The sequence below is a fragment of the Yinghuangia sp. YIM S10712 genome, assembly GCF_051388935.1.
Taxonomy (GTDB): domain Bacteria; phylum Actinomycetota; class Actinomycetes; order Streptomycetales; family Streptomycetaceae; genus Yinghuangia.
Map to the genome: position 1 here is coordinate 75,188 of NZ_JBPKBI010000004.1, position 26,172 is coordinate 101,359.

At 72.0% G+C, this 26,172-nt stretch carries 18 protein-coding genes and 2 riboswitches; of the genes, 3 read left to right on the forward strand and 15 right to left on the reverse strand.

The window, feature by feature from the left end:
• Nucleotides 1–110: 110 nt before the first annotated feature.
• On the reverse strand, nt 111–2,996 hold the full coding sequence (gcvP, locus tag ACRX5W_RS12395) for an aminomethyl-transferring glycine dehydrogenase (RefSeq protein WP_436788327.1): 2,886 nt from the start codon (nt 2,994–2,996) through the stop codon (nt 111–113).
• Nucleotides 2,997–3,316: 320 nt separating this feature from the next.
• Nucleotides 3,317–3,431, reverse strand: a riboswitch (glycine riboswitch).
• A 2-nt stretch (nt 3,432–3,433) separates the two neighbouring features.
• A riboswitch (glycine riboswitch) is annotated at nt 3,434–3,527 on the reverse strand.
• A 198-nt stretch (nt 3,528–3,725) separates the two neighbouring features.
• Between gcvP and ACRX5W_RS12400 the strand changes: the two genes are divergently transcribed.
• The 3 genes from ACRX5W_RS12400 (at nt 3,726) to ACRX5W_RS12410 (ending at nt 6,310) form a co-directional block, all read left to right on the forward strand.
• Entirely contained in the window at nt 3,726–4,313 is a 588-nt protein-coding gene (locus tag ACRX5W_RS12400; protein WP_436788118.1) for an NADPH-dependent FMN reductase, read from the forward strand.
• 111 nt (nt 4,314–4,424) lie between these two features.
• Nucleotides 4,425–5,453, forward strand: a complete 1,029-nt coding sequence (locus ACRX5W_RS12405; protein WP_436788119.1) for an ATP-binding cassette domain-containing protein — start codon at nt 4,425–4,427, stop codon at nt 5,451–5,453.
• Nucleotides 5,450–6,310 carry an ABC transporter permease gene (locus ACRX5W_RS12410; protein WP_436788120.1) on the forward strand — a complete coding sequence of 287 codons (861 nt, stop codon included), beginning with the start codon at nt 5,450–5,452 and terminating at the stop codon, nt 6,308–6,310. Before ACRX5W_RS12405 ends, ACRX5W_RS12410 begins: the two co-directional genes overlap by 4 nt.
• Nucleotides 6,311–6,341: 31 nt before the next feature.
• Here the strand turns inward: ACRX5W_RS12410 and ACRX5W_RS12415 are convergent, their stop codons facing one another.
• The 14 genes from ACRX5W_RS12415 to ACRX5W_RS12480 all read right to left on the reverse strand — a co-directional run bounded on the left by ACRX5W_RS12415 (nt 6,342) and on the right by ACRX5W_RS12480 (nt 26,060).
• Nucleotides 6,342–9,584 (reverse strand): ATP-binding protein, encoded by a 3,243-nt coding sequence (locus tag ACRX5W_RS12415; protein ID WP_436788121.1) that lies wholly within the window; start codon nt 9,582–9,584, stop codon nt 6,342–6,344.
• A gap of 503 nt (nt 9,585–10,087) precedes the next feature.
• On the reverse strand, nt 10,088–12,091 hold the full coding sequence (locus tag ACRX5W_RS12420) for a DNA polymerase IV (protein WP_436788122.1): 2,004 nt from the start codon (nt 12,089–12,091) through the stop codon (nt 10,088–10,090).
• 62 nt (nt 12,092–12,153) lie between these two features.
• The gene (locus ACRX5W_RS12425) at nt 12,154–12,843 is read right to left on the reverse strand and encodes a SanA/YdcF family protein (RefSeq protein WP_436788123.1); all 690 of its coding nucleotides are present in this window, start codon (nt 12,841–12,843) and stop codon (nt 12,154–12,156) included.
• Between the two features lie 180 nt (nt 12,844–13,023).
• Nucleotides 13,024–13,584: a MerR family transcriptional regulator gene (locus ACRX5W_RS12430; protein ID WP_436788328.1), complete on the reverse strand. Its 561-nt coding sequence runs from the start codon at nt 13,582–13,584 to the stop codon at nt 13,024–13,026.
• Between the two features lie 544 nt (nt 13,585–14,128).
• Nucleotides 14,129–14,602 carry a bifunctional nuclease family protein gene (locus ACRX5W_RS12435; protein WP_235051707.1) on the reverse strand — a complete coding sequence of 158 codons (474 nt, stop codon included), beginning with the start codon at nt 14,600–14,602 and terminating at the stop codon, nt 14,129–14,131.
• A gap of 115 nt (nt 14,603–14,717) precedes the next feature.
• Entirely contained in the window at nt 14,718–15,593 is an 876-nt protein-coding gene (gene ftsR, locus ACRX5W_RS12440) for a transcriptional regulator FtsR (protein ID WP_436788124.1), read from the reverse strand.
• Nucleotides 15,590–16,369, reverse strand: a complete 780-nt coding sequence (locus ACRX5W_RS12445; protein ID WP_436788125.1) for an FHA domain-containing protein — start codon at nt 16,367–16,369, stop codon at nt 15,590–15,592. The genes ftsR and ACRX5W_RS12445 overlap by 4 nt, the downstream gene beginning before the upstream one ends.
• Before the next feature lie 154 nt (nt 16,370–16,523).
• Nucleotides 16,524–16,910 carry a glycine cleavage system protein GcvH gene (gene gcvH, locus ACRX5W_RS12450; protein ID WP_436788126.1) on the reverse strand — a complete coding sequence of 129 codons (387 nt, stop codon included), beginning with the start codon at nt 16,908–16,910 and terminating at the stop codon, nt 16,524–16,526.
• Between the two features lie 139 nt (nt 16,911–17,049).
• Nucleotides 17,050–18,357, reverse strand: a complete 1,308-nt coding sequence (locus ACRX5W_RS12455; protein WP_436788127.1) for a DUF881 domain-containing protein — start codon at nt 18,355–18,357, stop codon at nt 17,050–17,052.
• Nucleotides 18,358–19,565: 1,208 nt separating this feature from the next.
• Nucleotides 19,566–19,898, reverse strand: coding sequence for a small basic family protein (locus ACRX5W_RS12460; RefSeq protein WP_436788128.1), 333 nt, complete (start codon nt 19,896–19,898; stop codon nt 19,566–19,568).
• On the reverse strand, nt 19,895–21,067 hold the full coding sequence (locus ACRX5W_RS12465) for a DUF881 domain-containing protein (RefSeq protein ID WP_436788129.1): 1,173 nt from the start codon (nt 21,065–21,067) through the stop codon (nt 19,895–19,897). Before ACRX5W_RS12465 ends, ACRX5W_RS12460 begins: the two co-directional genes overlap by 4 nt.
• Before the next feature lie 253 nt (nt 21,068–21,320).
• Nucleotides 21,321–23,816 carry a sugar phosphate nucleotidyltransferase gene (locus ACRX5W_RS12470; RefSeq protein WP_436788130.1) on the reverse strand — a complete coding sequence of 832 codons (2,496 nt, stop codon included), beginning with the start codon at nt 23,814–23,816 and terminating at the stop codon, nt 21,321–21,323.
• A gap of 92 nt (nt 23,817–23,908) precedes the next feature.
• Nucleotides 23,909–24,562, reverse strand: coding sequence for a CDP-diacylglycerol--glycerol-3-phosphate 3-phosphatidyltransferase (gene pgsA / locus ACRX5W_RS12475; RefSeq protein ID WP_436788131.1), 654 nt, complete (start codon nt 24,560–24,562; stop codon nt 23,909–23,911).
• Nucleotides 24,563–24,599: 37 nt separating this feature from the next.
• A complete protein-coding gene (locus ACRX5W_RS12480; protein WP_436788132.1) occupies nt 24,600–26,060 on the reverse strand; it encodes a glycosyltransferase 87 family protein in 1,461 nt (486 codons plus the stop codon).
• Between the last annotated feature and the right edge of the window lie 112 nt (nt 26,061–26,172).

Below are 26,172 nucleotides of genomic sequence, written 5' to 3' on the forward strand. Positions count from 1 at the left end.
AGGGCGGCCACCTTGTGGGTGGCCGCCCTCCGACGCTGCCGTTTCCGCCAGGGCAGGTGCGCGGGCGGGCGCGGGCATGAGGGCGCGGCGAAGGGTGCGCGCCGCGCGTCTTACTGCTCGTACGCCTCCGGTGCGGGGCACGAGCACACCAGGTTCCGGTCGCCGTAAGCGCCGTCGATGCGCCGGACCGGGGGCCAGTACTTCCCGGCCGGCTGCACGCCGCCGGGGAACGCGCCTTCTTCGCGCGGGTACGCGTGCGGCCACGCGCTGTCGACCACCATGGCGGCGGTGTGCGGCGCGTTGCGCAACGGGTTGTCGTCGGCGGGGAGTTCACCGGAACCGACGCGGTCGATCTCGGCCTTGATGGCGATCATCGCCTCGCAGAACCGGTCGATCTCGGCGAGGTTCTCGCTCTCGGTGGGCTCGATCATGAGCGTTCCGGGCACCGGGAACGACATCGTCGGCGCGTGGAAGCCGTAGTCGATCAGCCGTTTGGCGACATCGTCGACCGTGACGCCGGTCGCCTTCGTGATGCCGCGCAGGTCGACGATGCACTCGTGCGCGACCAGGCCTCCGGGGCCGGTGTAGAGGACCGGGTAGTGCGGCGCGAGGCGGCGCGCGATGTAGTTCGCGCCGAGCACCGCGACCTGGGTGGCGCGCTTGAGTCCGTCCGGGCCCATGAGGCGCAGGTACGCCCACGAGATCGGCAGGATCGCCGCCGAACCCCACGGCGCCGCGGAGATCGGACCGACACCCCCGGCCGGGCCGGCGGCGGGCTGGAGCGGGTGGTTCGGCAGGAAGGGCGCGAGGTGTTCGCGGACCGCGACCGGTCCGACGCCGGGACCGCCGCCGCCGTGCGGGATGCAGAAGGTCTTGTGCAGGTTCAGGTGGGACACGTCCGCCCCGAACCTGCCCGGCTGCGCGAGGCCGACGAGCGCGTTGAGGTTGGCGCCGTCGACGTAGACCTGGCCGCCCACCTCGTGCACGAGCGCGCAGACGTCGCCGATGTGCTCCTCGAAGACGCCGTGCGTCGAGGGGTAGGTGACCATGAGCACCGCCAGGCTGTCGCGGTGCGCGTCGACCTTGGCGCGCAGGTCGTCGAGGTCGACGTCGCCGTTCTCGCCGGTGCCGACCACCACCACCCGCATCCCGGCCATCACCGCGCTGGCGGCGTTGGTTCCGTGCGCGGACGAGGGGATCAGGCACACGTCGCGTGCGGTGTCGCCGTTGGCGCGGTGGTAGGCGCGTACCGCCAGGAGGCCGGCAAGCTCGCCCTGGGATCCGGCGTTGGGCTGCAACGAGACCTTGTCGTAGCCGGTGACGCGGGCCAGCGCGTCCTCCAGGCCGCCGATGAGCTCCAGGTAGCCGGCCGCCTGGTCGGCGGGGGCGAAGGGGTGGATGTCGGCGAACTCCGGCCAGGTGATGGGCTCCATCTCGGCGGTCGCGTTGAGCTTCATCGTGCACGAGCCGAGCGGGATCATGCCGCGGTCGAGCGCGTAGTCCTTGTCCGCGAGGCGGCGCAGGTAGCGCAGCATGTCGGTCTCGGAGCGGTGCGCGTGGAAGACCGGGTGGGTCAGGAAGTCCTCGGTGCGGGCGAGGTCGGCCGGCAGCGCGTCGGGGGTCTCGGCGTCGAGCGCCGCGACGTGGTCGTGGCCGCAGTCGACGTCAGCGGTGCACGAGAAGGCACCGTTCGGCGAGAACGCCCGCCACACGGCCGCGAGATCGTCGCGCGTGGTGGTCTCGTCGCAGCTCACCGAGACGTGGTCGGCGTCGACGCGGTACAGGTTGACGCCCTCGGCGCGCGCGGCGGCCACGACCTCGTCGGCGCGGCCGGGAACGCGGGCGAGCACCGTGTCGAAGAACCGCCCGTGGACGACCTCGACTCCGTCGTGGCGCAGCCCGGCGGCGAGGACGACGGCGAGGCGGTGGGTGCGCCGGGCGATCGCGGTGAGGCCCTCGGGGCCGTGGTAGACGGCGTACATCCCGGCCATCACCGCGAGCAGGACCTGCGCGGTGCAGATGTTGCTGGTGGCCTTCTCCCGGCGGATGTGCTGCTCGCGTGTCTGGAGCGCGAGGCGGTACGCCTGGTCGCCGGCCGCGTCGACGGAGACCCCGACCAGGCGTCCGGGCAGCGAGCGGGCGAACTTCTCGCGCACGGCCAGGTAGCCGGCGTGCGGGCCGCCGAATCCCATCGGGACGCCGAAGCGCTGCGTCGTCCCCACCGCGATGTCGGCGTCCATCGCGCCGGGCGACCGGAGCAGCGTGAGGGCGAGGAGGTCGGCGGCGACCGCGACGAGGGCCCCGCGCGCGTGGGCGTCGGCGATGAGCGGGCCGAGGTCGCGCACGTGCCCGTCGGCACCGGGGTACTGCGCCAGCACGCCGAAGAACTCACCGTCGGGCAGGCCGTCGGCGATGTCGGCGAGGACCACCTCGATGCCCAGCGCCTCGGCGCGGGTGCGCACGACGGCGATGGTCTGCGGCAGGCAGTTGGCGTCGACGACGAAGACGTCGGACTTCGCGCGGCCCGCGCGGCGGGCGAGGGTCATCGCCTCGGCGGCCGCGGTGCCCTCGTCGAGCAGCGAGGCGCCCGCGACCTGGAGTCCGGTCAGGTCGCACACCATCGTCTGGAAGTTGAGCAGCGCCTCCAGCCGTCCCTGGGAGATCTCCGGCTGGTACGGCGTGTACGCGGTGTACCAGGCCGGGTTCTCCAGAACGTTGCGCAGGATGACGGGCGGCGTGTGCGTGCCGTGGTAGCCGAGGCCGATCATGGACCGCAGGACCGTGTTGCGTGCGGCGAGCCCGCGGAGCAGCCCGTGCACCGCCGCCTCGCCGACAGCCTCGGGCAGGTCGAGTCGGTCGAGCGTGCGGATGGCCCCGGGCACCGCGGCGTCCGTCAGCTCGTCGAGCGATCCGAAGCCGATGTGCGCGAGCATCTTCGCCTGCTGGTCGGCGTCGGGACCGATGTGCCGGCCGCTGAACGGCGACGCGGCCTCCAGAGCGGCGAGGCTGCCGGCACCGGAGCGCGCGGGCGCGGCGGACGGGGGCTGAGTGGGCGGGGACGAGCTCACTGTGGAGGCCTCCAGGTTCGCGGAGAAGGACACGCGGGTGCGCGTGGCCCGGCGCCTGTCTGGACGGATGTCTCCGGACCGGCCCGCGTGGCGTGGCGCGTGCGATCGCGGGGCGCGGGCCCGAGGCGGGTACTCGGTCGTACTCGCTCGCCGGGCCTGACGGCCCTCTTTCGCCCGCAACGCCGCAAGCGCGCGCGCCACGCCGCGCGGGCCCGGAGAGATCCACCGGACAGGCCCTTGCGGCCTCCCCCTCTGTCATCGGTACCTGAGAGCTTCACCCGCTCGCCGCCGCAAATAGCCGCGGGCCGAGGCTTTCACCGTCGGTGAGCCCCGCGCCGTCGCGCGGGACTGCTTTCCAGAGTGCCCATGGCCGCGCGGTACGGGTGCCTGAGAGATTCCGGGGAGGGGTTGCTCCTTCGGCGCCCGGCTCGTCGGCCGGGACTCTCCCGCGTGGCTGTCGGTGCGGCCCCAACGCTACCAGTGCGGCTTTCGGGGCGACGGGTCAAGATCCGCCCGGACGTACGAACCACCCCCGGGAGCGAGACGCGAGGCGGCGGCACGCGGCCTGCCGCGAGATTGCGTCTGGCGGCCGCGCCCGTGCGTCTCGCGCCTGACCGGTGAGAGGTACGAGGCGGGCAACGGCGGGAGGCGACGCGCATGGACCGAGAGCAGCCGCTGCGGATCGCGGTGATCGTGGGGAGCACCAGGGAAGGGCGTGTCGGTGCCAGGCTCGGCCGGTGGGTCGCGGACGCCGCGGGCCGGAGGCGGGGTTGGGCGCCGGTCACCGTCGATCTGGCGGATTTCGACTTCCCGTCCCGCTTCCCCGAGCGTGCGACGCCTGCGATGGCCGACTTCGCCGGGCGGATCGCGGAGGCCGAGGCGTTCCTCGTGGTCACCCCGGAGTACAACCGCAGCTTCCCGGCGTCACTCAAACAAGCGATCGACTACGCGTACGACGAGTGGCGGGCCAAGCCTGTCGGTTTCGTCTCATACGGTTACAAGACCCGCGGACTTCTCGCGGTCGAGCACCTGCGGCAGGTCTTCGGCGAACTGCACACCGTGACGATGCGCGACACCGTCGGCGTCGATCTCGCCGCCGGCCTGGACGGGCAGATCGGCGGGCTCGGCGACGGGCCGGGAGCGGGCGGCGAATTGGAGCCGGCCGTCGACACGCTCCTCGAACAACTGTCCTGGTGGGCGCACGCCCTGCGGGACGCCCGGGCGGCGCGCCCCTACGCCGCGTGACCCCCTTCTCCAAGGCAAAGACACCGAGATTCCGGACCACCGATGAGAACCGACCACGACGACAGTCATACCTGGCGAGGACGCGGTCGAGACCCCCGAAAAGGACACACGATGACCACGCACACATCCGGCCTGGCGATCGAGACGCAGGGGCTGGTGAAAGTCTTCGGCACCAACCGAGCCGTCGACGGCATCGACCTCAAGGTGCCCGCCGGCAGCGTCTACGGCGTGCTGGGCCCGAACGGCGCCGGGAAGACCACGGCCGTGAAGATGCTCGCGACCCTGCTGCGGCCGGACGGCGGCGAGGCGTACGTCTTCGGCCACTCCGTCCTGCGCGAGCCCGACGCGGTGCGTTCCCGGGTCAGCCTGACCGGGCAGTACGCGTCGGTCGACGAGGACCTCACCGGTACGGAGAACCTCGTTCTGCTCGGCCGTCTGCTCGGCCACCACAAGACGTTCGCCCGCAAGCGCGCCGCCGAGCTGCTGGAGGCGTTCGGCCTGACCGCGGCAGCCGGCCGCCAGGTCAAGACGTACTCGGGCGGCATGCGCCGGCGCATCGATATCGCGGCGAGCATCCTCAACACGCCCGACCTGCTGTTTCTGGACGAGCCCACGACGGGCCTGGACCCGCGCAGCCGCAACCAGGTGTGGGACATCGTGCGGGCCGTCGTCGCGCAGGGCACGACCGTCCTGCTCACCACGCAGTACCTGGAGGAGGCGGACCGCCTGGCCTCGCGCATCGCGGTCATCGACCACGGCAGGGTCATCGCCGAGGGCACCCCCGGCGAGTTGAAGTCGTCGGTCGGCGCCGGGGCGATCCACCTGCGTCTGCGCGACCCCGAGCAGCGCGGGGACGCCGAGCGCGTGCTGCTGAAGGTGCTCGGCTCGTCGGTGCAGGTCGGCGCGGACCCGGTCGCGCTCACCGCGGCGGTGCCGAGCCACGGCACCGAACTGGGCGCGGCGGAGGACGCGGCGCGCGCACTCGCCGAGCTGGCTCGCGCCGGGATCACCGTGGACGACTTCTCGCTGGGCCAGCCCAGCCTCGACGAGGTGTTCCTCGCACTCACCGAATCGGATCTCCCGTCCGCCCGCGCCACCGCGGGTGACACCACCACGACCGCGAAGGAGTCGGCAGCATGAGCACGGTCGTCACCAAGGACAAGGACGTCGACCTCGACACCCCCGCGCCGGTCGCCGTGGAGGACCTGGCCGCCGTCTTCGTCTCCAAGGAGCGCCCGCCGCGGCCCGGCCCGCTGTCGGCGTCGGTGACGTTCGGCTGGCGGGCCATGCTGAAGATCAAGCACGTTCCCGAACAGCTTTTCGACGTCACCGCGTTTCCGATCATGATGACGTTGATGTTCACCTACCTGTTCGGCGGCGCGCTGGCCGGGTCGACCAGCGAATATCTCCAATTCGTGCTGCCGGGCATCATGGTGCAGAGCATCGTGATGATCACGATGTACACGGGTGTTTCGCTCAACAACGACATCGAACGCGGGGTGTTCGACCGCATCCGTACGCTGCCGATCTGGCGGCCCGCGGCCCTGGTCGGAATGATCCTGGGCGACCTGCTGCGGTACGTGCTCGCGTCCGCGGTCATCATGACGGTCGGCCTGATCCTGGGCTTCCGTCCGGACGGCGGCGTGCTCGGCGTCCTGGCCGGCATCGCACTGCTGGTGGTCTTCTCGTTCGCGTTCTCGTGGATCTGGACCATGTTCGGGCTGCTGCTGCGCAGCGAGAAGTCGGTCATGGGCGTCAGCATGATGGTGCTGTTTCCGCTGACCTTCCTCAGCAACGTGTTCGTCGACCCGGAGACGATGCCGGGTTGGCTGCAGGCGTTCGTCGACGTCAACCCGATCACCCACCTGGTGAGCGCGGTGCGCGATCTGATGGGCGGTGACTGGAACACGTCCGAGACGCTGTGGGTGCTGCTCTTCTCGGCGGTCTTCGTCGCGGTCTTCGGGACGCTGACGATGCGCCTGTACAACCGCAAGTAGGACGAACCGCCGCGCGGGATCGCCCGGTGCCTCACAGGCGCCAGGCGATCCCGCGTTCCGCGCGGTACGAACACGCCGCGCCCGTCGAGACGTTCTCCCGCAGATGCGCCGCAAGCCCCGGGTGTACGGCATCCATGCGCCGCAAAGTGTCCTTGATGCGCGCGGTCACCGTCTTGCGCGCGCGCTCGGCCTCGTCGCCCAGCCTTCTGGCCCGCCCGCCCAGGCCGGCCGCCGCCCTCAACTCGTCCAGCAAGGCCGCGCGTTCGCTGTCGTACGCGGCGGCACGGGCGTCGTCGCCGAGCTGCGTCGCCCGGTCGATCTCCTCGTCCAGTCGTGCGAGGCGCTGCCGGTAGCGCGCCTTGGCCTCGTCGTCGAGGACCGGATCCCCGCCGAGTCCCCGGGCCGCGACCACCACGTCACCGCCCGCGGGATCCAGCAGGCGTACGGCAGGCACCTCGGTCCCCGGGCGGCCCAACAGGTAGTGCAGGTCGCGGAGGCCCTTGGCGTCGGGCATGTGCGCGGTGACCCCGCCGAACACGAGCTCCCACACCGGTCCGTCGAGACGGAACCGGGCCGGGGCACCCGTGTCCGCGGCGGTCGGCGCCGCGGCCGTGCGCCCGGCCCCGCGTTGTTCGGCCGCCGCGATGGACTCCCTTGCGCGCGCGGCCCATTCGGGGACCTGGCACATGCCGATCGCGCGTCCGTCGGCCTCCGCACGTGCCATCGTGTCGCGTGCCGCCGCGAGGTCCCCGGGCCCGCCGCGTGCCGCCAGCGCGAGGGCGAGACGCGACCGCGCGTACACCGCCCATGGCCGGGCCCGGACACGGTCGGCGCTCTCGGCCGCGGCGGTGAAGCCGGCCACCGCGTCGTCCCAGCGCTCCTGGCCGGCGTCGACCACGGCCGCCCACAGGACCATAGGGCCGCTGATGTCGCAGCCGAACAGCGACACGGCCCACTGGTCGCGGTAGGGAGCGATGGCGCGTCTCGCCCGCTCGCACAGCTGGGGGTCGCCCGAACCGGCTGCGGTGAGGGCCAGGAACCGCAGCCACAGCGGCGCGTACACCCGGTCGAACGGGTCCTCGCCGCCTGTCTCGTCGAGCACTTTGCGCAGGTGGCGCAGGGCTGCGCCGGTGTTCCCGCGCTCGACGTCGGTCAGTGCGACGAGGAGCCGAGGGTGGTCGTGGTCACGGCGGGCGAGTTCGTCGCGAATCCGGTCGAGCTCGTCGGGGCGGCCGTGCAGGAACGCGATCGTCCAGCGCATGTGCGCGGGCAGGTGCCGGTAGGGCGAGTGTTGGGCGTCGTCGTCCTCGAACAGGCCGACCGCGGCGTCGAGATGGCGTTCGGCTTCGGCGAAGCGGCCGCACAGCGAGGCGATGAGGCTGGAATCGATCGAGGCGGACATCAGGAACCGCGGCTGCCCGGAGCGCTCGGCGGCGGCCACGAATGTGCGGAACTGGTCGAGGTACGCCGGATCGCCCATTTCGAGCAGCGTCACCCAGCGCATCGACGTCGCGTGCAGCTCGATCTCCACATCGCGCTTGCGGCGCCCGACGGCGATCATCTCGTCGGTGAGCGGCAGGCGTTCGGCTGCCGTGCCGGGCCCCCAGATGGTGTCGTGCGTCGCCCACAGGCTGAACCCGAGCGCGTCGTCGTCGGCGCCGCGCCGGGCCACGACGGCCAGCCGGACGCCGAGTTCGCGCGCCAGGCGGTCGACGGCCACCCCCTCGCCGGCTTCGCCGACGCTCCGGTCGTGGCCGATGAGGCGGCGATGGGCTTCATGCACGACGGCGGCGACCTCGGCCCGGCGCGGGATGCTGCCGTCGCGGTACACCGTGAGGGCGACCCGGGCGAACAGCTCCGGGTCACCGTGCTCGCGGGCGGCTTCGAGTGCGCGTTCGAAATACTCCCAGCCCGCCGGATCGCCGCTGCGCCGCAGCGATCCGCCGAACCCGAGGTGGACGAGAATGCGCCGGGGCACGTCGTCGATCAGCTCCGCGACCTCGCTCGCCCGCCGCATGTGCCCGATCGCCTCGTCGAACGCGAGACGGCCTTCGGCGTCCTTGGCCGCGTCGTCCAACAGGTCGACGGCCCGTTCGGGGGGCAGCTCCGGGCCGGCGAGGTAGGCGTGCCGGGCCAGATCGGCGGGGACCGACCGGCCGCCCAGGCCGGGGGCGGCGGTCAACGCGCGCACGACATCGGCGTGCCTGCGGCGGGCGTCGTCCTCGTCGAGGGCGTCGTACAGCGTCTCGCGTACCAGGTCGTGGGCGAACTCGAAGCGGCCTGCGCCGAGCACGACCACGAGCCTTGCGGCGACCGCCTGTTCGAGCAGACGGTCGACGTGCGGGGCCGGCGCGCCGTCGGCCGCGGCCAGCGTCCGCCGGTCGAAGGAACGGCCCAGCACGGCTGCGGTGGTGAGCAGTTCGACCACGGGATCGGGCAGTTGCGAGAGCCGGCGGCGCACCGCCTCCCGCACTCCCGGCGCGACCGCGGCGACGTCGCCGCCGCTCGCCCACAGGCGGGCGGTCTGCTCCACGAAGAAGGGGTTGCCACCGGTACGCCGGTGGACCTCGTCGACCACGTGCGGATCCGGGACGCGGCCCGCCGTACGCTCCACGAGCGCGCCCACCTCGTCGCGCGCCAACCCCGTCAACGTGACCGTGGTGGCCTTCGCAACGAGGGGCAGAATCAGCGAACGCAGCGGATGCCCCGGCGACTCGGCCTCGGCGTCGCGGTAGGTGCACATGATCAGCAGGCGTTCGAACCAGGCGTGTTGGGCGGCGAACTCGAGCAGGCGCAGGGACGCGGTGTCGGACCAGTGCAGGTCATCGAGCACCACGACGACCGGCCGGTCCTGCGACGCACCGACCAGGAGCGTGGTGACCGCGTCGTACACCCGGAAGACCTCGCCGCGATGCTCGTCGCCCCCGTCGGCCCCCGGCGTCTCGCCGAGCAGCCCCGCAAGGCTCCCGCCGGCCTCGCGCGCGGCGGCCTCCCACTCCGTCGCCCCCAGCGCCCGCCGAAGCGCCCGGACGACCTGCACCCACGGCCAATAGCCGGGCGCGTTGTCGGAGTCCCAACACGACCCGCCCAGCACCAAAGCCCCGCGCTGCCGGGCCTCCTCGGCAGCCCCGGTCACCAGCGCGGTCTTCCCGATCCCGGCCTCACCTGTCACGAGCACCAGACCACCGTGGCTCTCGACGGCCCGCTCGACGTGAGCCCGCAACAACCCGCTCGCGTGCGCACGCCCGATGAGGCGCGCGTGTGATGGCTTCATGTGAGCGCGGATCTCTCCGAGTCGACGGGAACGGCAGTGCAGCCTATGCAGACGCACTGACATCCCGCACACGGCTTTCACCGGGGGCCGGGACCGTCCGGCCGGGACGCGGAAGAAGCGGGCGGGCGCGGCGGCGAACAGCCGGCAACCGGACGCCGCGAGCCCCGGCAGCGCGGCCCCGCGGCTCGGCCGCGCTCCCACGGCATCCGCGCGACGGCGCTGTCGTCGGCGTGGTGCCTGGTCGCGGCGGGCGTCGTGTCGGCCGCCTGCGCGGTCGGCCCGGCCCAGCCCGCGGCGCCGTCCATGAGCGCGCGGCGACCAAACGGGGTCGGTTCGGGTCCGGGAGTACGCGGGCGCATGCATCACGTCGTGACGATCTCGGCCGGTCGTACGATCACACCGCGCGGCACGCCCGGAACCCGCACAAGCGCAACTCACCGACGAGGTACGCCTCGGGCGTCCCGGCCTGGACACGGCCGCTCGCATCCGCACCCCGCACGCGCTCAACCGCGCTCGTCGTCCTCCGACGCCCCTGCCGTTCTCTCACCCGCCCGCCTGGCTGCGACCGGGGCGAGCGGCAGCGGCTCCGATGCACGCAGGGCCGGGTCGTCGACCGCGAAGGTGCGGATGCGTCCGGGGGCCGAGCCGGGCGTCTCGAAGCGCACGGTCACCCGGCCCACCCCGCTCCCCTGCACCCAACCCGGCCCGTGCTCCTCGTGCACGACGTCCTGGCCGGGACGCCAGGGATGGCCCGCTGAGCGCCCGGGATGAAACACCGGAACACGTCCGTACGCTCCGACCTCCGGATCGTCCGGCCCCCCGGCGTCCCTCGCGCTGTCCGGGCCGGGCACTCCCTGTCCGCCGACGGGCTCGACCATGCCCCGACTGTCGCCGGCTCCCCCGACGTCGAGGGGCCCAGCCGAGAACACGTCGGGCATGGCTGGAGGCGGCCCCTCGGGAGCGACGGCCCCTGCCGCACGGGCCGTCCGTGCGGGGTGCGCATGGTCAGCGGCGTCCCGCTCGTCCCCGCCGGCGCCAGGCGCACCGCTATCGCCCGCCGCCACATCCCGGCCGCCGACGGCGGTTTCGCCGCGTCCGGCGCTGTGCCCGTCCTCGACCGCATCCCCGGCGGGTCCTGTTGCGGCGTGCCCGCCGACAGCCACACCCTTCGCGGGCCCGACCGTGCCGCGACCGCCGATCATCTCGCCCTCGCCGTCGCCAGTGGCGGCCACCGCGTCGGGTGTCGGGTCGTGGAGCCGGGGGACGGCCGTCTCGCCGGCTCGGACGGAATGCGGACGAGCAAGATCGTCCCGGTTGTCGAACGGCACCGCGTCGCGGCTCGCGTCGGCCGCCGTCGGCACGGCCGTTGCGGTGCCGGACTCCCCTTCCGCCGCCGGCGTGCTCTCCGGCGCATCCGTGTCCGGTTCCTCCGTCTCCGCTGCGAACAGATCCTGCTGGGCGAAGTCCGCGAGCGACGCGACCCCGACGCCCAGCAGGCGCAGGCCGCCTGTGAAGTCGACCTGGGCGGCCAGGCGCTGGGCGGTCTCGCGGACGACCGCCGGGTCGTCCGTCGGTGCGCGGAGGGTTTCGGACCGGGTGAGCGTGCTGAAGTCGTACCGCCGCATCTTGACGACCACGGTTCGGCCGGTGCGGCCCGCCGCACGCAGCCGCTCGACGCAGCGTGCCGCGAGGCGGTCGAGCTCGGCGGCGATGCGTGTGCGGTCGACGAGGTCGACTTCGAAGGTGTCCTCCACCGAGATCGACTTGGCATCGCGTTCGGCGACCACCGGGCGGTCGTCCAGGCCCCGCGCGTGCTCGTGCAGCGCGCGGCCGTGGGCCTGGCCGAACAAGCGGATCAGTTCGTCGAGGTCGGCGGCCGCGATGTCGGCGACCGTGCCGATGCCCACCTTGCGCATGGCCTCCGCGGTCGCGGGCCCCACGCCCCACAGCGCGCGGACCGGCAGCGGGTCGAGGAGCGAGCGTTCCTCGCCGGGTGCCACGACCACGAACCCGTCGGGCTTCGCGGCCTCGGACGCGATCTTGGCGACGAGTTTGGACGACGCGACACCGACGGACGCGGTCAAGCCCGTCGCGGCGTGGATGTCGGCGCGCAGGCGTACCGCCAAACGGGTGGCTTTGGCCGGATCCAGGGCATCGCCGAAGGGACCTGCCTCCAAATCGACGAATGCCTCGTCCAGGCTGAGCGGTTCCACAAGCGGCGACAGCTCGCCCAGCAGCGTCATGACCAGCTCGCTGACCTCGCGGTAGGCCGAGAAGCGCGGAATCAGGAACGCCGCGTTGGGGCACCGCCGCCGGGCCTCGCCCGTCGACATCGCCGACCGCACCCCGAACCTGCGCGCCTCGTACGACGCAGTGGCCACGACGCCGCGCGGCCCGATGCCCCCGACGATGACCGGCTTTCCGCGAAGACTCGGCTTGGCGGCCTGCTCGACCGACGCGTAGAACGCGTCCATGTCGAGGTGGAGGATGGCCGGGGTGGGTCGCATTTCCTCCGATGATGGCGCACCGCCCCGACATCCGGGCGCCTCGCACCCCCGCCATGCCGACCTCAGCGGGCAGCCGCGGCGATCCCCTCGGCCACACCTGGCTCCTGCGGGCCGAGGGCGACCGGGTCGGGTTTCAGCACCGCCTCACCGAACGCCTTGTAGGCCGCCAGGATCTCTCGCGCGCCGCCGAAGAGGGTGAGGCCCACCAGATCGCCGCGCATCGAGTCATCGGCCACGCCGTACGCGTCGAGCCCGGCCGCGTCGCACAGCGCGAGAGCGCGGCGCATGTGGAAGCGTTGACTGACGACAATCACCTTGTCGACACCGAAGACGCGCCGCGCGCGTACGCAGGAGTCCCAGGTGGAAAATCCCGCATAGTCGGCGACGACCTGCTTCTCCGGCACTCCGCGCTCGATCAGGTAGCGGCGCATGACGTCCGGTTCGTTGTAGTCGGCCCGGCCGTTGTCGCCGGAGACCAGAAGCACTTTCGCCTTGCCGGCCCGGAACAGCTCGATCGCCAGATCGAGGCGCCTGGCCAGCAACCGCGACGGCTCGTCGCCGCGCACCCCCGCGCCCAGCACCAGCGCCACGGGCGCGGGAGGGACATCGTCGACTCTGCGCATGCGGTCGCTGCCCGCGGCATAGACCCACGTGACGGGCGCGAGGCCGATCACCGTCGCGACAACGGCGGCTTGGAACACGATCCGCTGCCCGCGTCGACGCCGCAGCAGGCCGCCTGTCCGAATTCCCATGTCAGGGGGACGTCTCGGCCCTTCCGACCGGTTCCCGGCAGGGGACGCCGTGCCGATGGGCGGCGGTTGTCGGCGCGCCCGATGGCGGCGCGGGTGTGTGCGCGACGGGCCGCGCGCGTCCGGCCGAAAGCACCCCGGGGGCTCGGTCCGCCCGTGGGAGCGGGTTGGCTCGCCGGGGTCTCAGCCGGCGCGTTCGCGGCGGCGGCGGGCGAGTTCGTCTCCGGGGTGGTGGCGGTACAACACCTCGCCGGTGTCGGCACGCTCGCCCTGGAGGGTGCCCAGGGACGCCTCGACCTCCCGCCACACCGCCCCGACGGCGATCCCGAAGACCCCCTGGCCGCCTTGGACGAGGTCGACCACCTCGTCGTACGACGTGCACTCGTACACGCTCGCGCCGTCGCTCATCAGCGTCATGCCGGCGAGATCGGCGACGCCGCGACCGCGCAGGTGGGCCACGGCGACACGGATGTTCTGCAGGCCGACTCCGGTGTCGAGCAGACGCTTGACGATCTTGAGGACGAGGATGTCCCGGAAGCTGTAGAGGCGCTGCGTACCGGAGCCGTGGGCGGGACGGATGCTCGGCTCGACGAGCTCCGTACGGGCCCAGTAGTCGAGCTGCCGGTAGGTGATGCCGGCGGCGGCGCACGCGGTGGGGCCGCGGTAGCCGACTTCGTCGGCCGCGGACGGCGGACGGCCGTTGGGCCCATCGGAGTAAGCGCCTTGAGGCGCAGCGGACGGCATCGGGCGCGTCGCGCGGGCCCGGCCCGCAGTTTCGCCGGTGCTGCTCACGCCGACCTCCGTTTCGCCTCTCCGCCCTGGCCTGCGGGGAGAGGAATACCGTGACTTCCGGACCGCAAGCGGCAGTTTGCAGCGCGCGCGGATGATCCCCGGAACTGTCGTTTTCGACGGTAGGCAGTCACCCACAGCGCGTCAACGACCGCCGCATTCGGCACGCCGAGTGACGCAGGTCTCAATTTGCGTTTGATTCCGCGACGGTCCGGGTAGCCATGGCGACCGCCCATCTGTCGGCTCCGTGCGACCCGGAGTCGAATCGGACCGATCGGGTGGCGCGCCCGGTCACTCGATCGAGTGACCATACAGCATGCGGGCAGGAAGACCGCGCGCACGGCCGAAGTCGTGGCGCGCGGTGTTCGCGTGGGGTTGGAGCGGGTTCGGACTGGGGTTCGTCGTGTGGGCTCGGGGCGGAGATACCGCGGCCCCCCGCAAGCGGCGACTGACGCGGTCCCGGTGCCTCCGGGTCTCCGGAGTGTCCGGGACGTCCGGACTACTGGCTCGTGGTGCCGAAGTCCTCGGGCGAGATCTGGTCCAGGAACTCCCGGAACTTCTCGACCTCGTCCTCCTGCTCGTCCGGGATCACGATCCCGGCCTCGTCCAAGACCGCCTCGGCGCCGAAGATCGGCGTACCGGTGCGCAGGGCGAGCGCGATCGCGTCGGACGGCCGGGCGCTGACCTCGGTGCCGTTGGCGAACACCAGCTCGGCGTAGAAAACGCCTTCGCGGAGGTCGACGATGCGGATGCGGGTCAGCTCCTGGCCCAGTGCCTCAAGCACGTCGCGGAACAGGTCATGCGTCAGAGGCCGGGCCGGGACCACGCCCTGTTGCGCGAAGGCGATCGCGGTCGCCTCCACGGGGCCGATCCAAATCGGGAGGTACCGGTCGCCCCCTGTTTCCTTCAGGAGGACGATCGGCTGGTTGGAAGGCATCTCCACCCGGACGCCCACGACCTCAAGCTCGTTCACATCGCCACACTAGCGCGCCCGGGTGAGGAGCACAGATCCCCCGGGGCCCATTCGCGCATGTATTCGTCGCATTTTCTTCGGTCGCGGTAAACCCCGGATCGTGTGAATTTCGTGTTCACCGGTCGAGAAGCGGCCGTAGCGCGGCGCCCACCAACACGGTGTGCAGCCGCGAGGTCAGCGACACGAGATCACGCACGGTCTCTTCCGCACCGGTTCTGGCGCCCGCGCCGCGCCGGTGCGTCAGCGGCGCGACGATCTGCTCGACGAGTGCCGCCTCACGGTCGGCGGCGGCCTTGACCTGGCGCAGGTGGCGCGGTTCCAGGCCGTATTCGCCGAGCGCGGTAACGAGGCGGGCGATGACCAGGGCATCGCCGTCGTAGCGGGGCGTCGGCGGGGCCGGAGGGGCCTTGCCGGCGTCCACCGCCATCTCGGCCGCGGCCTCGGCCGCTTCCCCGGGGGGACCGGGCTCCCCCGGGGCTTCCGAGCCCTCGGCCGCAGTCGCGGCGCCCGCGTCCGGGGCGGTTCGCCGCGGCTCGATCAGGCCGAACTCCTCCAGCCGCGCGAGTGCGGCTTCGTCTATCCCGGCCGCGACAAGGAGTTCGGCGCGGTCGAGGAGCACCGGCGCACGGCTCGGGCCGTCGGCCGCGCCGGGGTGGGCCGCGACACCCTCGGGGTCAGTGCCGACCGGGTCGCGGCCGTCGTCGACCGGTTCGAGGCCGCGGTCGATCGCGTCGAGGTGGTCCTTGATCACCTTGAGCGGCAGGTACTGATCACGTTGCGCGCGCAGCACGTACCGCAGGCGGTCGATGTCCGTCGGGCCGAACTTGCGGTAGCCGGACGGCGTGCGCTGCGGCTCGACGAGGCCCTCCGCCTCCAGGAAGCGGATCTTGGAGATGCTGATGTCCGGGAACTCGGGCAGCAGCATCTCCATGACCTCGCCGATGCCGACGAGCGTGCGACCGCCGCCGGGCCTGGGCGGCGCCGACGTCACGGGTGCTCCCCGCTGCCGATCTGCGTGTGGCGGCTCGGGAAGAAGACCAGCCGGTACTTGCCGATCTGCACTTCGTCGCCTGCGGTGAGCGGCACTTCGTCGATGCGCTGGCGTCCCACATAGGTGCCGTTCAGGCTGCCCACGTCGGCGACCGAGAAGCCGCCCGAGGTGCGCCGGAACTCGGCGTGCCGGCGGGAGACCGTGACGTCGTCGAGGAAGATGTCGCTCTCCGGGTGGCGGCCCGCGGTGGTGCGGTCCGAGTCGAGCAGGAAGCGGCTGCCCGAGTTGGGGCCGCGGCGCACGACGAGCAGAGCGGTGCCCGGCGGCAGCGCCTCGACCGCGGCCTGGGCCTCCGGGCTCAAGGCCTCGCGCGGGGCCGCCTGGTCGGCGTCCAGCGCCTCGATGCCGGTGATGGAGATCGTCGAGGTCTGCTCCGACGGGCGCTCCACGTCCGGGCGCAGCGGGTTGCCGCAGTTCGAACAGAATCGGCTGGCGGCCGGGTTGGTGTTGCCGCAGTTGCGGCACGTGACCGCGCCGGCTTCCGGCCCGCCGGCCGCCGCGCCGAAGATCGGGACGCCGCCCGGCGGAGTCGGCTCCGGCGCCTCGTAGGCGCCGCCTGCGGAGTGCCCCGAGCTTATGCGCGGGTCCGGCTGCGCCGGTCCGGGGCCGCCCTGCGGCGCCGCTCCGGGCCCGGGGTACGGCACTGAGGCAGGCGCCTGCGGTGCCTCCTGCTCGGCGCGACGCGAACGACCGAACAGCCTCGCGAACAACTTCACGCGAGAACCTCCCCGAGAGAGCCTGGCCCGCCCATGGGGCAGGAATGTGTCGTCGTAGGTGTGGCCGCACCGGCGGGCACCTCGGTGCCGCCCGTGGGGCCGGTGGTGTCACGGCTGCTTCGCCGCCGTGGCCGCTGGATTCCTGGCATGGTGCTCAGGCGTCCAGACTCTTGACGTAGGCCGCGACGTCCCACAGCGCGCCGGCTGCGGCGGGGTCGTCGGGGCGTACCTCGAACATCCAACCGTCCCCGTAGGGGTCGGAGTTCACCAGATCCGGCGCGGTCTCCAAGACGTCGTTGACGGCGACCACGACACCGCTGACGGGTGCGTAGACGTCGCTGACGCTCTTGGTGGACTCCAGTTCGCCGCACGGCTCGCCGGCGGTGACCGTCGCGCCGTTCTGAGGGAGCGTCACGTACACGATGTCGCCGAGGGCGTCCTGGGCGTACTCGGTGATGCCGATCCGCAACGTCCCGTCCTCGTCGCCGAGGGAGCGCACCCACTCGTGCTCCGCCGTGTACGTGAGGTCCTCCGGGTACATGCCGGATCCGCCCTGCCTTCCTTGCGTCGTTGCTCCGTGCGTGCGCTCGCGAAACCGCCGCCGGAACAGTCGAACCATTGCCGCAGGCGCCGCGTGGCGGTGCTGACGCTGATTCTGTCAGGTCTCGATCATTCGGGAATCAGCCGTCGTTGCCCGCATCCGGTGCCGAGCGAGCGTAGTCAGGCGCCGTCGGCACCCGCAAGGCGTCCACGACGACCTGCTGGGAGGGCACGACGACGGCCTGCGCCTCCTTCTTCTCCAAAGTACGGATCACCCCGCCCGGGATGTTCAGCGCCGGTTCGAGGTCCTGCGGATTGCCGATGACCTTGAACACGTACGGCTGGGCGACGGGTTGGCCGTCGATGGAGATCTGCGTCCCGGGGCCGCCGGGCTGCGTGAAGTGCGTCTCGGCGACGACCCGGACCTGGTTGATCTGGATCGCCTCGGCGCCCGCCGCGCGCAGTTCCTGCAAGGTGTCGAGCAGCATGTCCGAGTTCACCGTGCCCTTCGGATCGGTGATCGTCAGCGTGATCCCCGGCCCGGTCGCCTTGATCGTGCCCGCGAGAATGCCGAGCACCTGGGCACGTTGGTCTGTCTGCGCGCGGGCTTCCTCGGCCGCGTTGTTGCTGCTCTCCAACTCGGCGCGGTCGATCTCCAGGCGGCTCTTCTCGGAGTCCAGCCGTTCTGTGCGCTGTTCGAGCTCGTCCAGGACGCGGACGAGGTCGGATTCGCGCGCGCCGCGCAGGGGGTCGGAGGAGGTGTTGCTGCGCACTTGGATGGCGAGACCCGCACCGAGCGCGAACAGCAGGACGCCGACGACCAGTTGCGCGCGGCTGACCCGTGGCGGCCACAGCGCGGCGGCGAGTCGGCGACGCCCGCTGGGTTCGGGGGTGTTGGGGTCTTCGGGGGGTTCGTCTCCGTCGAACTCGCCGGGCCCGCCGGGCGTGTCGGGGCCGTCCCCGCCACCTGTGCCCCCTGGGGCACCGTCGTCGCCGAAGGCGCCCGGCGTCCCGAGGGCACCTGAAGTCGCTTGGGCATCCGGTCCGTTCGGGGGCTCGGGTCGGGGCGCCCCGGCTCGGCGGCCGGGCTCCTCGGGATCACGAAGGGCCGGCGATTCGTCCGTCGCGGCATCGGCTTCGCTCCGGGATTCGGCGGACCTGGCCGCACGGGTCTGCCGGTGCTTCCGGCCCCGGCTGCGGCGCAGCGTACGGCCGCCTGACGGTCCCGTCCGCTCCGGAGAGTCGGCGACGGCAGGGGTGGCCTGCGTGATCTCGGCCTCAGGGGCATTCGGCGCGGTCTGCCGGGCCTGCGGGGCGGAGGAGGAACTCGCTCGGTGGGCCGGGGTACGGCGATCACCCGGCGGTCCGTCGGCGCGGCCGCCGGACGTGTCACGCGGTCCGACGCGCAACTGCGCGGTCCTGTCCCCGTCTTCGCGGCCCTCGGGCACGGGGGCCGGGGAGGATGCGGCGCCGCCCGGGGTCGCGCCTCGGCCGTGGACGTCCGGGCCACCGGGGGCCGTACCCGACGCGGGTTCGGAAGCGTCGGGGCGAGGTCGGCCCGGACCGGAACGGCCCTCGTCGGCAGGGCTGTTGTCGCGGCGGCCGAACGCAGAGCGTGCGGGCTCCGCACCGCCCGTGCTCCGAGGTGCGCGCACGGCGGCGTCACCCGATGGGGCTCGGGCTTCCCGGGTGCCCGGCGCAATGCCCGACGGCCCTCCGGTCGCCTGCTCGGTGGCGGGCGTGCGCGGCCCGGCAGGCGGCAAGGAGAGCGCCGGGCGCCGGGCACCGGCAGGCGCGGTGCCGCCTTCGGCGGGCGACTGCGGGTGAGTCGGGCCGCCGCCGGCCTCGGGCGGCCGTGGAGACCGGCCGGTCGGAGCGGGCGATGTGCTCCCTTGAACCGGCGGGGCGCTCTCTCCGCCGGACACCGGCTGCGGTGCCGCCGGATCGCCGCCCGTAGGCCGCCGGGCCTGACCGCGCCGGGCCGGCACGTTGAAGTAAGGGGAAGGCCGGTCCTGCGATGCCCTACGGAGCGGGACGGCGGGGGGCGGCTCGGGCGTGGGCTCTGACGCAGCGTCAGGCCCCTGGGGGGCGGCGGGCGGTGTCCGGTCCGGGGAGCCCTCGGACGGCCGTGCACGCTCGTCCGGCGTGCGGGGACCGGGGCGGCGTCCACGAGGCGCGGCGGGCGCGTTGAAGTACGGGGACGGCAGCTCTTCGGCGGACACGTCCGGCTTGGAACGCCCCGGCTCCCCTTCGGCCGTCGCACCGGCGGCCGACCCCGGAGCGGTACGGCGCGTCTCGTCGCCGTACCAGTCCTCATCGTACGCAGCGCGCCCGGCAGCCTGCGGCCCGGCGCCGCGCTCGCTCGGGCTCCGGCGGAACCACGCGTCCCCGTGGCCTCCCGGCGCCTCGCGGCCGTCGTGCCGCAGATCGACCGGCCGGCGCCGTTGCGGCAAGGGCTCACGGGTGGGATCGGTGGCGGAGCCGGCGGCAGGAGGGGCCGACCCGGCGCCCGGGTCGTCCACGTACTCCTCGGCCTCCGAAGGCGTCTCCGGAGCGAAATACCGGCGGTAGGGAGGCGGTTCGCGGCGCGGCCGACCGGTTTCGGGCGTACCGGCGCCGTCGCGCGGCGGGGGTTCCTCGGCCACAGCTCCCCCTCTCAGGCCCGGAAGACGTGCCGACGGATGGCCGCGGCGTTCGAGAAGATCCGGATGCCGAGAACGACGACGACACCCGTCGACAACTGCGCACCGACGCCGAGTTTGTCGCCGAGGAAGACGATGAGCGCGGCGACGACGACGTTGGACAGGAACGACACGACGAAGACCTTGTCGTCGAAGATCCCGTCCAAAAGCGCGCGGACACCGCCGAAGACCGCATCGAGGGCGGCCACGACCGCGATGGGGAGGTACGGCTCCAGGTCGGCCGGGATCACCGGGCGGGCGAAAAAGCCGACCACGACTCCCAACGCCAGGCCGAGTACCGCGATCACGCTTGTCCTTCCTCGTGCGACGGCGCGGCGCCGGTGTTCCGCGCGGTCGCGTTGCTCGACGGAGGTCTGGTCGTGGCCCCCGTGGTGGCCGTCCCGGTGGCGGACGGTGTGGTCCTGGGCGATGCGGACTTCGACGGCGTCGGACGCGCGGAACTCGACGAGGACGGGGTCCGGGTCCCGGCCGCGTCTCCGGTCGTGCCCGCCGAGGGAGACACCGTACCGGTACCGGGTGTTGCCGTCGGTCCCGGAGCCGGGACGGGGGTGGCCGTGGTGCCCGTCGCCGGCACCGCGCCCTCGGGCAGGGCGACGCGCAGCGTCATACCGATCGCGGCGGGCAGTTTGATCTTCTTCTGCGTCCCGATGGTCGCGCGGAGGCCGAACCTCTGGGTCAGGTCGTGCAGGTAGATGCCGTCCGAGGTCTTCGGGAAGTCGGTGCGCATCTTCTTGGCGTCACCGATCGCGAGCACGGTGTACGGCGGCGACAGCGGCCGGTTGTCGACCAGGATCGAGGCCCCGGCCGCACGGATCGCGGAAAGGGCGGTCAGGCGCTGCCCGTTGATACCGATGGCTTCGGCGCCGACCGCCCACAGACCGTTCACGACACGTTGCAGGTCGCGGTCGAGGACCCGGCCGTTGGCGAGCGCCTGCTGCTGCCTCGGGTCTTGGTTGGCGCCGTCCTTGGCCCCGGCCTGCTCGGCATCGTCGACGACGATCTTGACCCCGGGGCCCTCGACGGGGTCGGCGCCGGCGCGCGCGGCGAGGAGCCCGACGCGCTTGGCCTCGTCCGGAGAGAGGTTTTCGTCCTGCATCGCGTCGACCTGGTCGCGCAGCGCCTCGACTTCGTCCTGGAGCCGGTCGGCCTCGGCTTCGCCGGCGTGGATGCGGTTGACGAGGTCTTCGCGTTCCTTGGCCGCGCGGGGAGCCGCGACCCGGACCTGGTGGATGGCGGCCAACGTGACGACTGCGGCGATGAGCGCGACCCCGATGACGGCCAACAAACGGGTGCCGCGCGCGCGATTGCCGCCATGGACCTCACCACGGACCGCCCGGCGCGCGGTGGCCTCGGCATATCCCTCGTCGAGGCTGTGGTCCATGATGTTGATCAGCAGCGACATCGACGCATCGGGGCGTTCGTACCGGGCCTCCCCGGGCGTCGGTGTCCGCGTCATGGGCCCCATCGTTCCATGCCGACGGTAGCGCCCGTCGCGGTGTCCGGATGCCGGGTACGCGAGCGACACGAACGCACGCACGTACGCGGAAACGCCCATGAACACAAAGCCACGAAGCGCATCCCTAACGGACACGGCCCGTAGGGCTGGGCGGAGGAATGGGGATGAGCGCGTGAGCGCGTGAGCGTGAGCGTGAGCGCGTGAGCGGGGTGGGGTGGGTGTGGGGGCGGGGTGGGCCGCCCCCACGGGTTGGTCAGTCGCCGGCGCGTTCCACTACTGCGGCCCATTCGTCGAGGAGTTCCTCGGCGGCGGTGTCGTCGGGGCCTTCGGCCCACAGGTGGGTGACGGCTTCGGCGACGTCCGGAAGCACCAGCACCCAGCGGCCGTCGGACTCGACGACGCGTACGCCGTCGGTGGTGTCGATGCCGCGTTCGCCGGCCGCCTCGACGACCGAGCGCATGACCATGCCCTTGGCCGCCCAAGGCGTCGGCACGTCGCGGCGCCGCACGTGGGCGCGCGGGATGCGCGCATCGATCTGACTCAGTGTCAGTTGCGTGCGGGCGACCAGGCCGATCAGTCGGACGAAGGCCGCGGTGCCGTCGAAGACCGTGCTGAACTCCGGCACGACGAAACCGCCGCGGCCGTCGCCGCCGAAGACCGTGCCGTCCTGGGCGGCGACCCGCGCGAGGTCGTCGGGGGATGTCGTCGTCCAGCTCACCTGCACGCCGTGGTACGCCGCGACCTGTTCCGCGATGCGGGTCGTGGTGACCGGCAACGCGATGCGCCCGCCTCGGCGTTCGGCCGCGACGAGGTCGAGGAAGACCAACAGGGCGCGGTGGTCGTCGATGATGCGCCCGCGTTCGTCGACGAGCGACATGCGCTCGCCGACGGGGTCGAAGCGTACGCCGAACGCCGCACGCGACGACGACACCATCTCGCCGAGCCGGACGAGCCCGGCCGCGCGGTCTTCGGTGGTCTCGGTCGGATGCCCGTCGTCGAGGCCGGTGTTGACGGTCAGCGCGTCGATGCCGAGGCGGCCGAGCACGCTGGGCAGCACCAGGGCCGCGTTGCCGTGGGCCGCGTCGACGACGACCTTGAGGCCGGCGTCGGGCACGCCCGTGACGTCGACGGCTTTCAGGAGGGAGCCCGCGTAGCTGTCGAACGGGCGCGAGGGGAAGGTGAGTTCGCCGATCTCGCCGGGGAAGGCGCGGCGGTACTCCTGACGGCCGAAGACGCGGTCGAGCTTGCGCTGGGCGGCCTGCGAGAGGTCCGCGCCGCGCTCGTCGAAGAACATGATGTCGACGGAGTCGGGAACGCCGGGGGTCGTACGGATCATGATGCCGCCGGCCGAGCCGCGCGCGGTCTCCTGGCGGGCCACGGGCATCGGCACGTTTTCGAGGTCGCGCACGTTGATCGCGCTCGCCTGGAGTGCTGAGATGACCGCGCGCTTGAGCGCTCGGGCACCGCGCGAGTGGTCGCGCGCGGTCGTGACGGTGGCGCCCTTCTTGAGCGTCGTGGCGTACGCGCCGGCCAGGCGCACCGCGAGCTCGGGGGTGATCTCGACGTTGAGGATGCCGGAGACCCCGCGCGGGCCGAAGAGGTTCTTCTGGCCGCGCGACTCCCAGATGACCGACGTGTTGACGACGGCGCCGGCCTCGATGGTCTTGAACGGGTACACGCGGACGCCCGCGGCGACCAGCGACTCCTCTTCGATGAGGCATTCGTCGCCGATGACCGCGCCTTCATCGATGCGGGCCGCGCGCATCACGTCGGTGTTCTTGCCGATGACGCAGCCGCGCAGGTTGGTCTGCGGGCCGATGTAGACGTTGTCGTGGACCACGGCCTTGTGCAGGAAACCGCCGCGTTTGACGACGACGTTGCTGCCCAGCACGGTGTGCTCGCGGATCTCGACACCGCCCTCGACCTTGGCGTAGTCGCCGATGTAGAGGGGGCCCTTCAGGATCGCGTCGCGATCGACCTCGGCGCCTTCCGCGACCCATACGCCCGGTGCCAGCTCGAAGCCGTCGATGTCGACGTCGACCTTGCCGTCGAGGACGTCGGCCTGGGCCTTGACGTAGCTCTCGTGGGTGCCGACGTCCTCCCAGTAGCCCTCGGCGACGTAGCCGTAGATGGGCTTGCCCTCTTCGAGGAGCTTGGGGAAGACGTCCCCGGACCAGTCGACCGAGACGCCCGCGGCAACGTAGTCGAAGACCTCGGGCTCCATGACGTAGATGCCGGTGTTGACGGTGTCCGAGAACACCTGGCCCCACGTGGGCTTTTCGAGGAAGCGGTCGACGCGGCCCTCGTCGTCGATGATCGTGATGCCGAATTCGACGGGGTCGGGGACGCGGGTGAGGCAGACCGTCACCATCGCGCCCTTTTCGCGGTGGTACTCGACGAGTTTCGTCAGGTCGAAGTCGGTCAGCGCGTCACCGGAGATGACCAGGAACGTGTCGTCCTTGAGCGCTTCCTCGGCGTTCTTGACGCTTCCCGCGGTGCCGAGCGGCGTTTCCTCGTTGGCGTAGGTCAGGCTCATGCCCAGGTCTTCGCCGTCGCCGAAGTAGTTCCGCACGAGGGATGCGAGGAACTGGACCGTCACCACGGTCTCGGAGAACCCGTGCCGCTTGAGCAGCCGCAGAACGTGCTCCATGATCGGGCGGTTGACCACCGGCAGGAGCGGCTTGGGCATGCTTGAGGTCATCGGGCGCAGGCGGGTTCCCTCACCACCGGCCATGACGACGGCCTTCATCGAGTCACGTCCTCCTATCGCTTCGCTTGGCCCGCGCGGATGGCACCGCACAGGGCGAATGCCTCACGAGCCGGACAGACACGCAGGGCTCGCTAGGCGTACCCGGCCTCGGCCTGTTTCACCGCGGAAACCAGACGTCTGGCCTGGACCGCGTACAGGACTCCTGCCCACCAGTACAGCGCGATACCCCACCAGGCGAACGCCCAGCCGAAGATGGCAGACAGCGTTCCGATACTGCCGCTGTGGTCGCTCAGCAACAGGCAGGGGAACGCATACATCAGATTGAATGTTGCCGCCTTGCCGATGAAGTTCACCGGCAGCAGGCCGTAGCCGTAAGCGCGCAGGTACGGGAAGAGTGCCGCGATGAACAACTCGCGGGCGACCAGCAGGGCGGTGACCCACAGCGGCAGGATCTCCCGCCACGTGAGTCCGATGAGTGTGGACAGGATGTAGAGCCGGTCGGCCGCCGGGTCGAGCACCTGGCCGACCTTGCTGATCTGGTTCCACCGCCGGGCCAACTTGCCGTCGAGCCAGTCGGTGAAGCCGCTGACCATGAGGATGACCAGCGCGATGACGTCGTTCTTCGGACCGCCGAACTCCGGCCACAGGATCAGCCAGAGGAAGACGGGCACCCCGAGCAGACGCGCGAAGCTGAGCAGGTTGGGAATGGTGAGGACGCGGTCGGTGGTGACCACGTCGCCGTTGCCGTGGGGCTCGGCCGCAGGGGGCTGAGGCGCCTCGGCCACGCGTGACTCCCTCGAATCTGCCGTCATCTGGTGCCGCTCACGGGGTGGGATCGACGCTCGGTACGGATGCCCTGAGCGTATCGGTGGGTGGTGGAGGCGCCGCCGCGTCCCCCCGTCGGGGCGGCGTGCGCCATGCCGTGACGGCCGCGATGCCGATGAGGGCGACGCCGGCGATCAGGTAGGAGTTCCCGGCGAGGAACTGGAACAGGTTCCAGTCGTGTTCGCGCTTCTCGGCGTACGGCAGCAGCCACAGGAGGCCCTGCGGGGTGAGGGCGGGCCGCCGGTCCATCGACATCGGCCACGCGAAGGTCAGCAGCACGAAGGCGATCGGCAGCGCGGCCCATCCGGCCCGGACAGCCGCCGACGCGGACGCACGGAAGCGGGTGAGCGAAACGTGCGCGATCAGGACGAAGATCGGCGCGATCCAGACCCAGTGGTGGGTCCACGAGATGGGAGAGACAAGCAGGCCGGTCATGCCGCACGCCACGACGGCGGCGAGCTCACGCCCGCGCAGGGACAGCAGCGTCGCCGCGCCGAGCCCGACGACGGCGGTAACGGCCACCGCGAGGAGCCACAGCGGCTTCTCCGCGGGGCCTTCGTCGAAGACGCGGCGCAGCATGCCGTTGAACGACTGGTTGGAGATGAAGTCCTGGCCGACGTTGTCGCCCACGCCTATCGCGTCGGTCCAATAGGTCTTCGACGCGCTGGGGATCAGGGCCCACGCACCCACGACGGTGAGGACGAACGTGCCCGTCGCCACGGCGGCGGCCCGGAACCTTCGAGTGAGCACAAGGTATGCGATGAAGATCCCGGGCGTGAGTTTGAACCCGGTGGCCAACCCGATCCCGACGCCTTTCCACCAGCGGGTGTCGGGGAGAGAGAGGTCGAGGACCACCGCCGCCATGAGGATCACGTTGACCTGGCCGAACAGCAGCGTCTGCTGTATCGGCTCCAGCCACAGCACGATGCCGCCGACCGCGAGCGTCGCACCGAGCCGCCCCCAGTCGCGCCGATAGCCGAGCATGCCCCACGAGGCCCAGACCACCGCGAGCAGGCACGCCAGCGTGAGCCCGGTGGCCACGAGCTTGAGCGTCGCGAAGGTGAAAGGCAGCTTGTAGAAGACGAGCGCGGCGAACGGCGGGTAGATGAACGGCAGATTGCCCTCGCCGAAGCGGTCCCGGTAGATCCGGTGTTGCGCGCGGTTGAGGGAATCGGCCGCGTCGTCGTACACGCTCAGGTCTATCAACCGCCACAGCCACTCGGGATGGTGACGGACCGTCCACACCCACGTCGCGGCGGCGACCGCTGCGATGACGATGCCGAGCGGCAGCCACAGCCGGGCGGCCAGCGAGCGGTCATCGGCCGGGCGGTAGGGCACCCGGGGCGCGAAGGTCACGACCTCGCGCTGCAAGGCACGCAGGGTGTTTCCGCCGCCGTCGTGGCTGTCTCGCTGGTGCTCGTTGCGCATGGCTGCGGTTGTCGTCCCCAGTGTCGGCATGGGCTGCATCATGGCGTTCGCGCGGTCGCGGGCGCCATTCGAGGGGTCCTCGAACGTGTGACGGCTGCCCTCCCTTCTCGTACGCGTGTGCGAGATCTTAACGACCCGTCAA

Coding starts and splice junctions, on each gene's coding strand:
- ACRX5W_RS12430 (WP_436788328.1), bottom strand. CDS start 13,584: ATGCCGTCCGCTGCGCCTCAAGGCGCTTACTCCGATGGGCCCAACGGC.
- ACRX5W_RS12480 (WP_436788132.1), bottom strand. CDS start 26,060: ATGCCGACACTGGGGACGACAACCGCAGCCATGCGCAACGAGCACCAG.
- gcvH (WP_436788126.1), bottom strand. CDS start 16,910: ATGTACCCGGAGGACCTCACGTACACGGCGGAGCACGAGTGGGTGCGC.
- ACRX5W_RS12405 (WP_436788119.1), top strand. CDS start 4,425: ATGACCACGCACACATCCGGCCTGGCGATCGAGACGCAGGGGCTGGTG.
- ACRX5W_RS12410 (WP_436788120.1), top strand. CDS start 5,450: ATGAGCACGGTCGTCACCAAGGACAAGGACGTCGACCTCGACACCCCC.
- ACRX5W_RS12470 (WP_436788130.1), bottom strand. CDS start 23,816: ATGAAGGCCGTCGTCATGGCCGGTGGTGAGGGAACCCGCCTGCGCCCG.
- ACRX5W_RS12400 (WP_436788118.1), top strand. CDS start 3,726: ATGGACCGAGAGCAGCCGCTGCGGATCGCGGTGATCGTGGGGAGCACC.
- ACRX5W_RS12465 (WP_436788129.1), bottom strand. CDS start 21,067: ATGACGCGGACACCGACGCCCGGGGAGGCCCGGTACGAACGCCCCGAT.
- ACRX5W_RS12420 (WP_436788122.1), bottom strand. CDS start 12,091: ATGCGACCCACCCCGGCCATCCTCCACCTCGACATGGACGCGTTCTAC.
- ACRX5W_RS12425 (WP_436788123.1), bottom strand. CDS start 12,843: ATGGGAATTCGGACAGGCGGCCTGCTGCGGCGTCGACGCGGGCAGCGG.
- ACRX5W_RS12415 (WP_436788121.1), bottom strand. CDS start 9,584: ATGAAGCCATCACACGCGCGCCTCATCGGGCGTGCGCACGCGAGCGGG.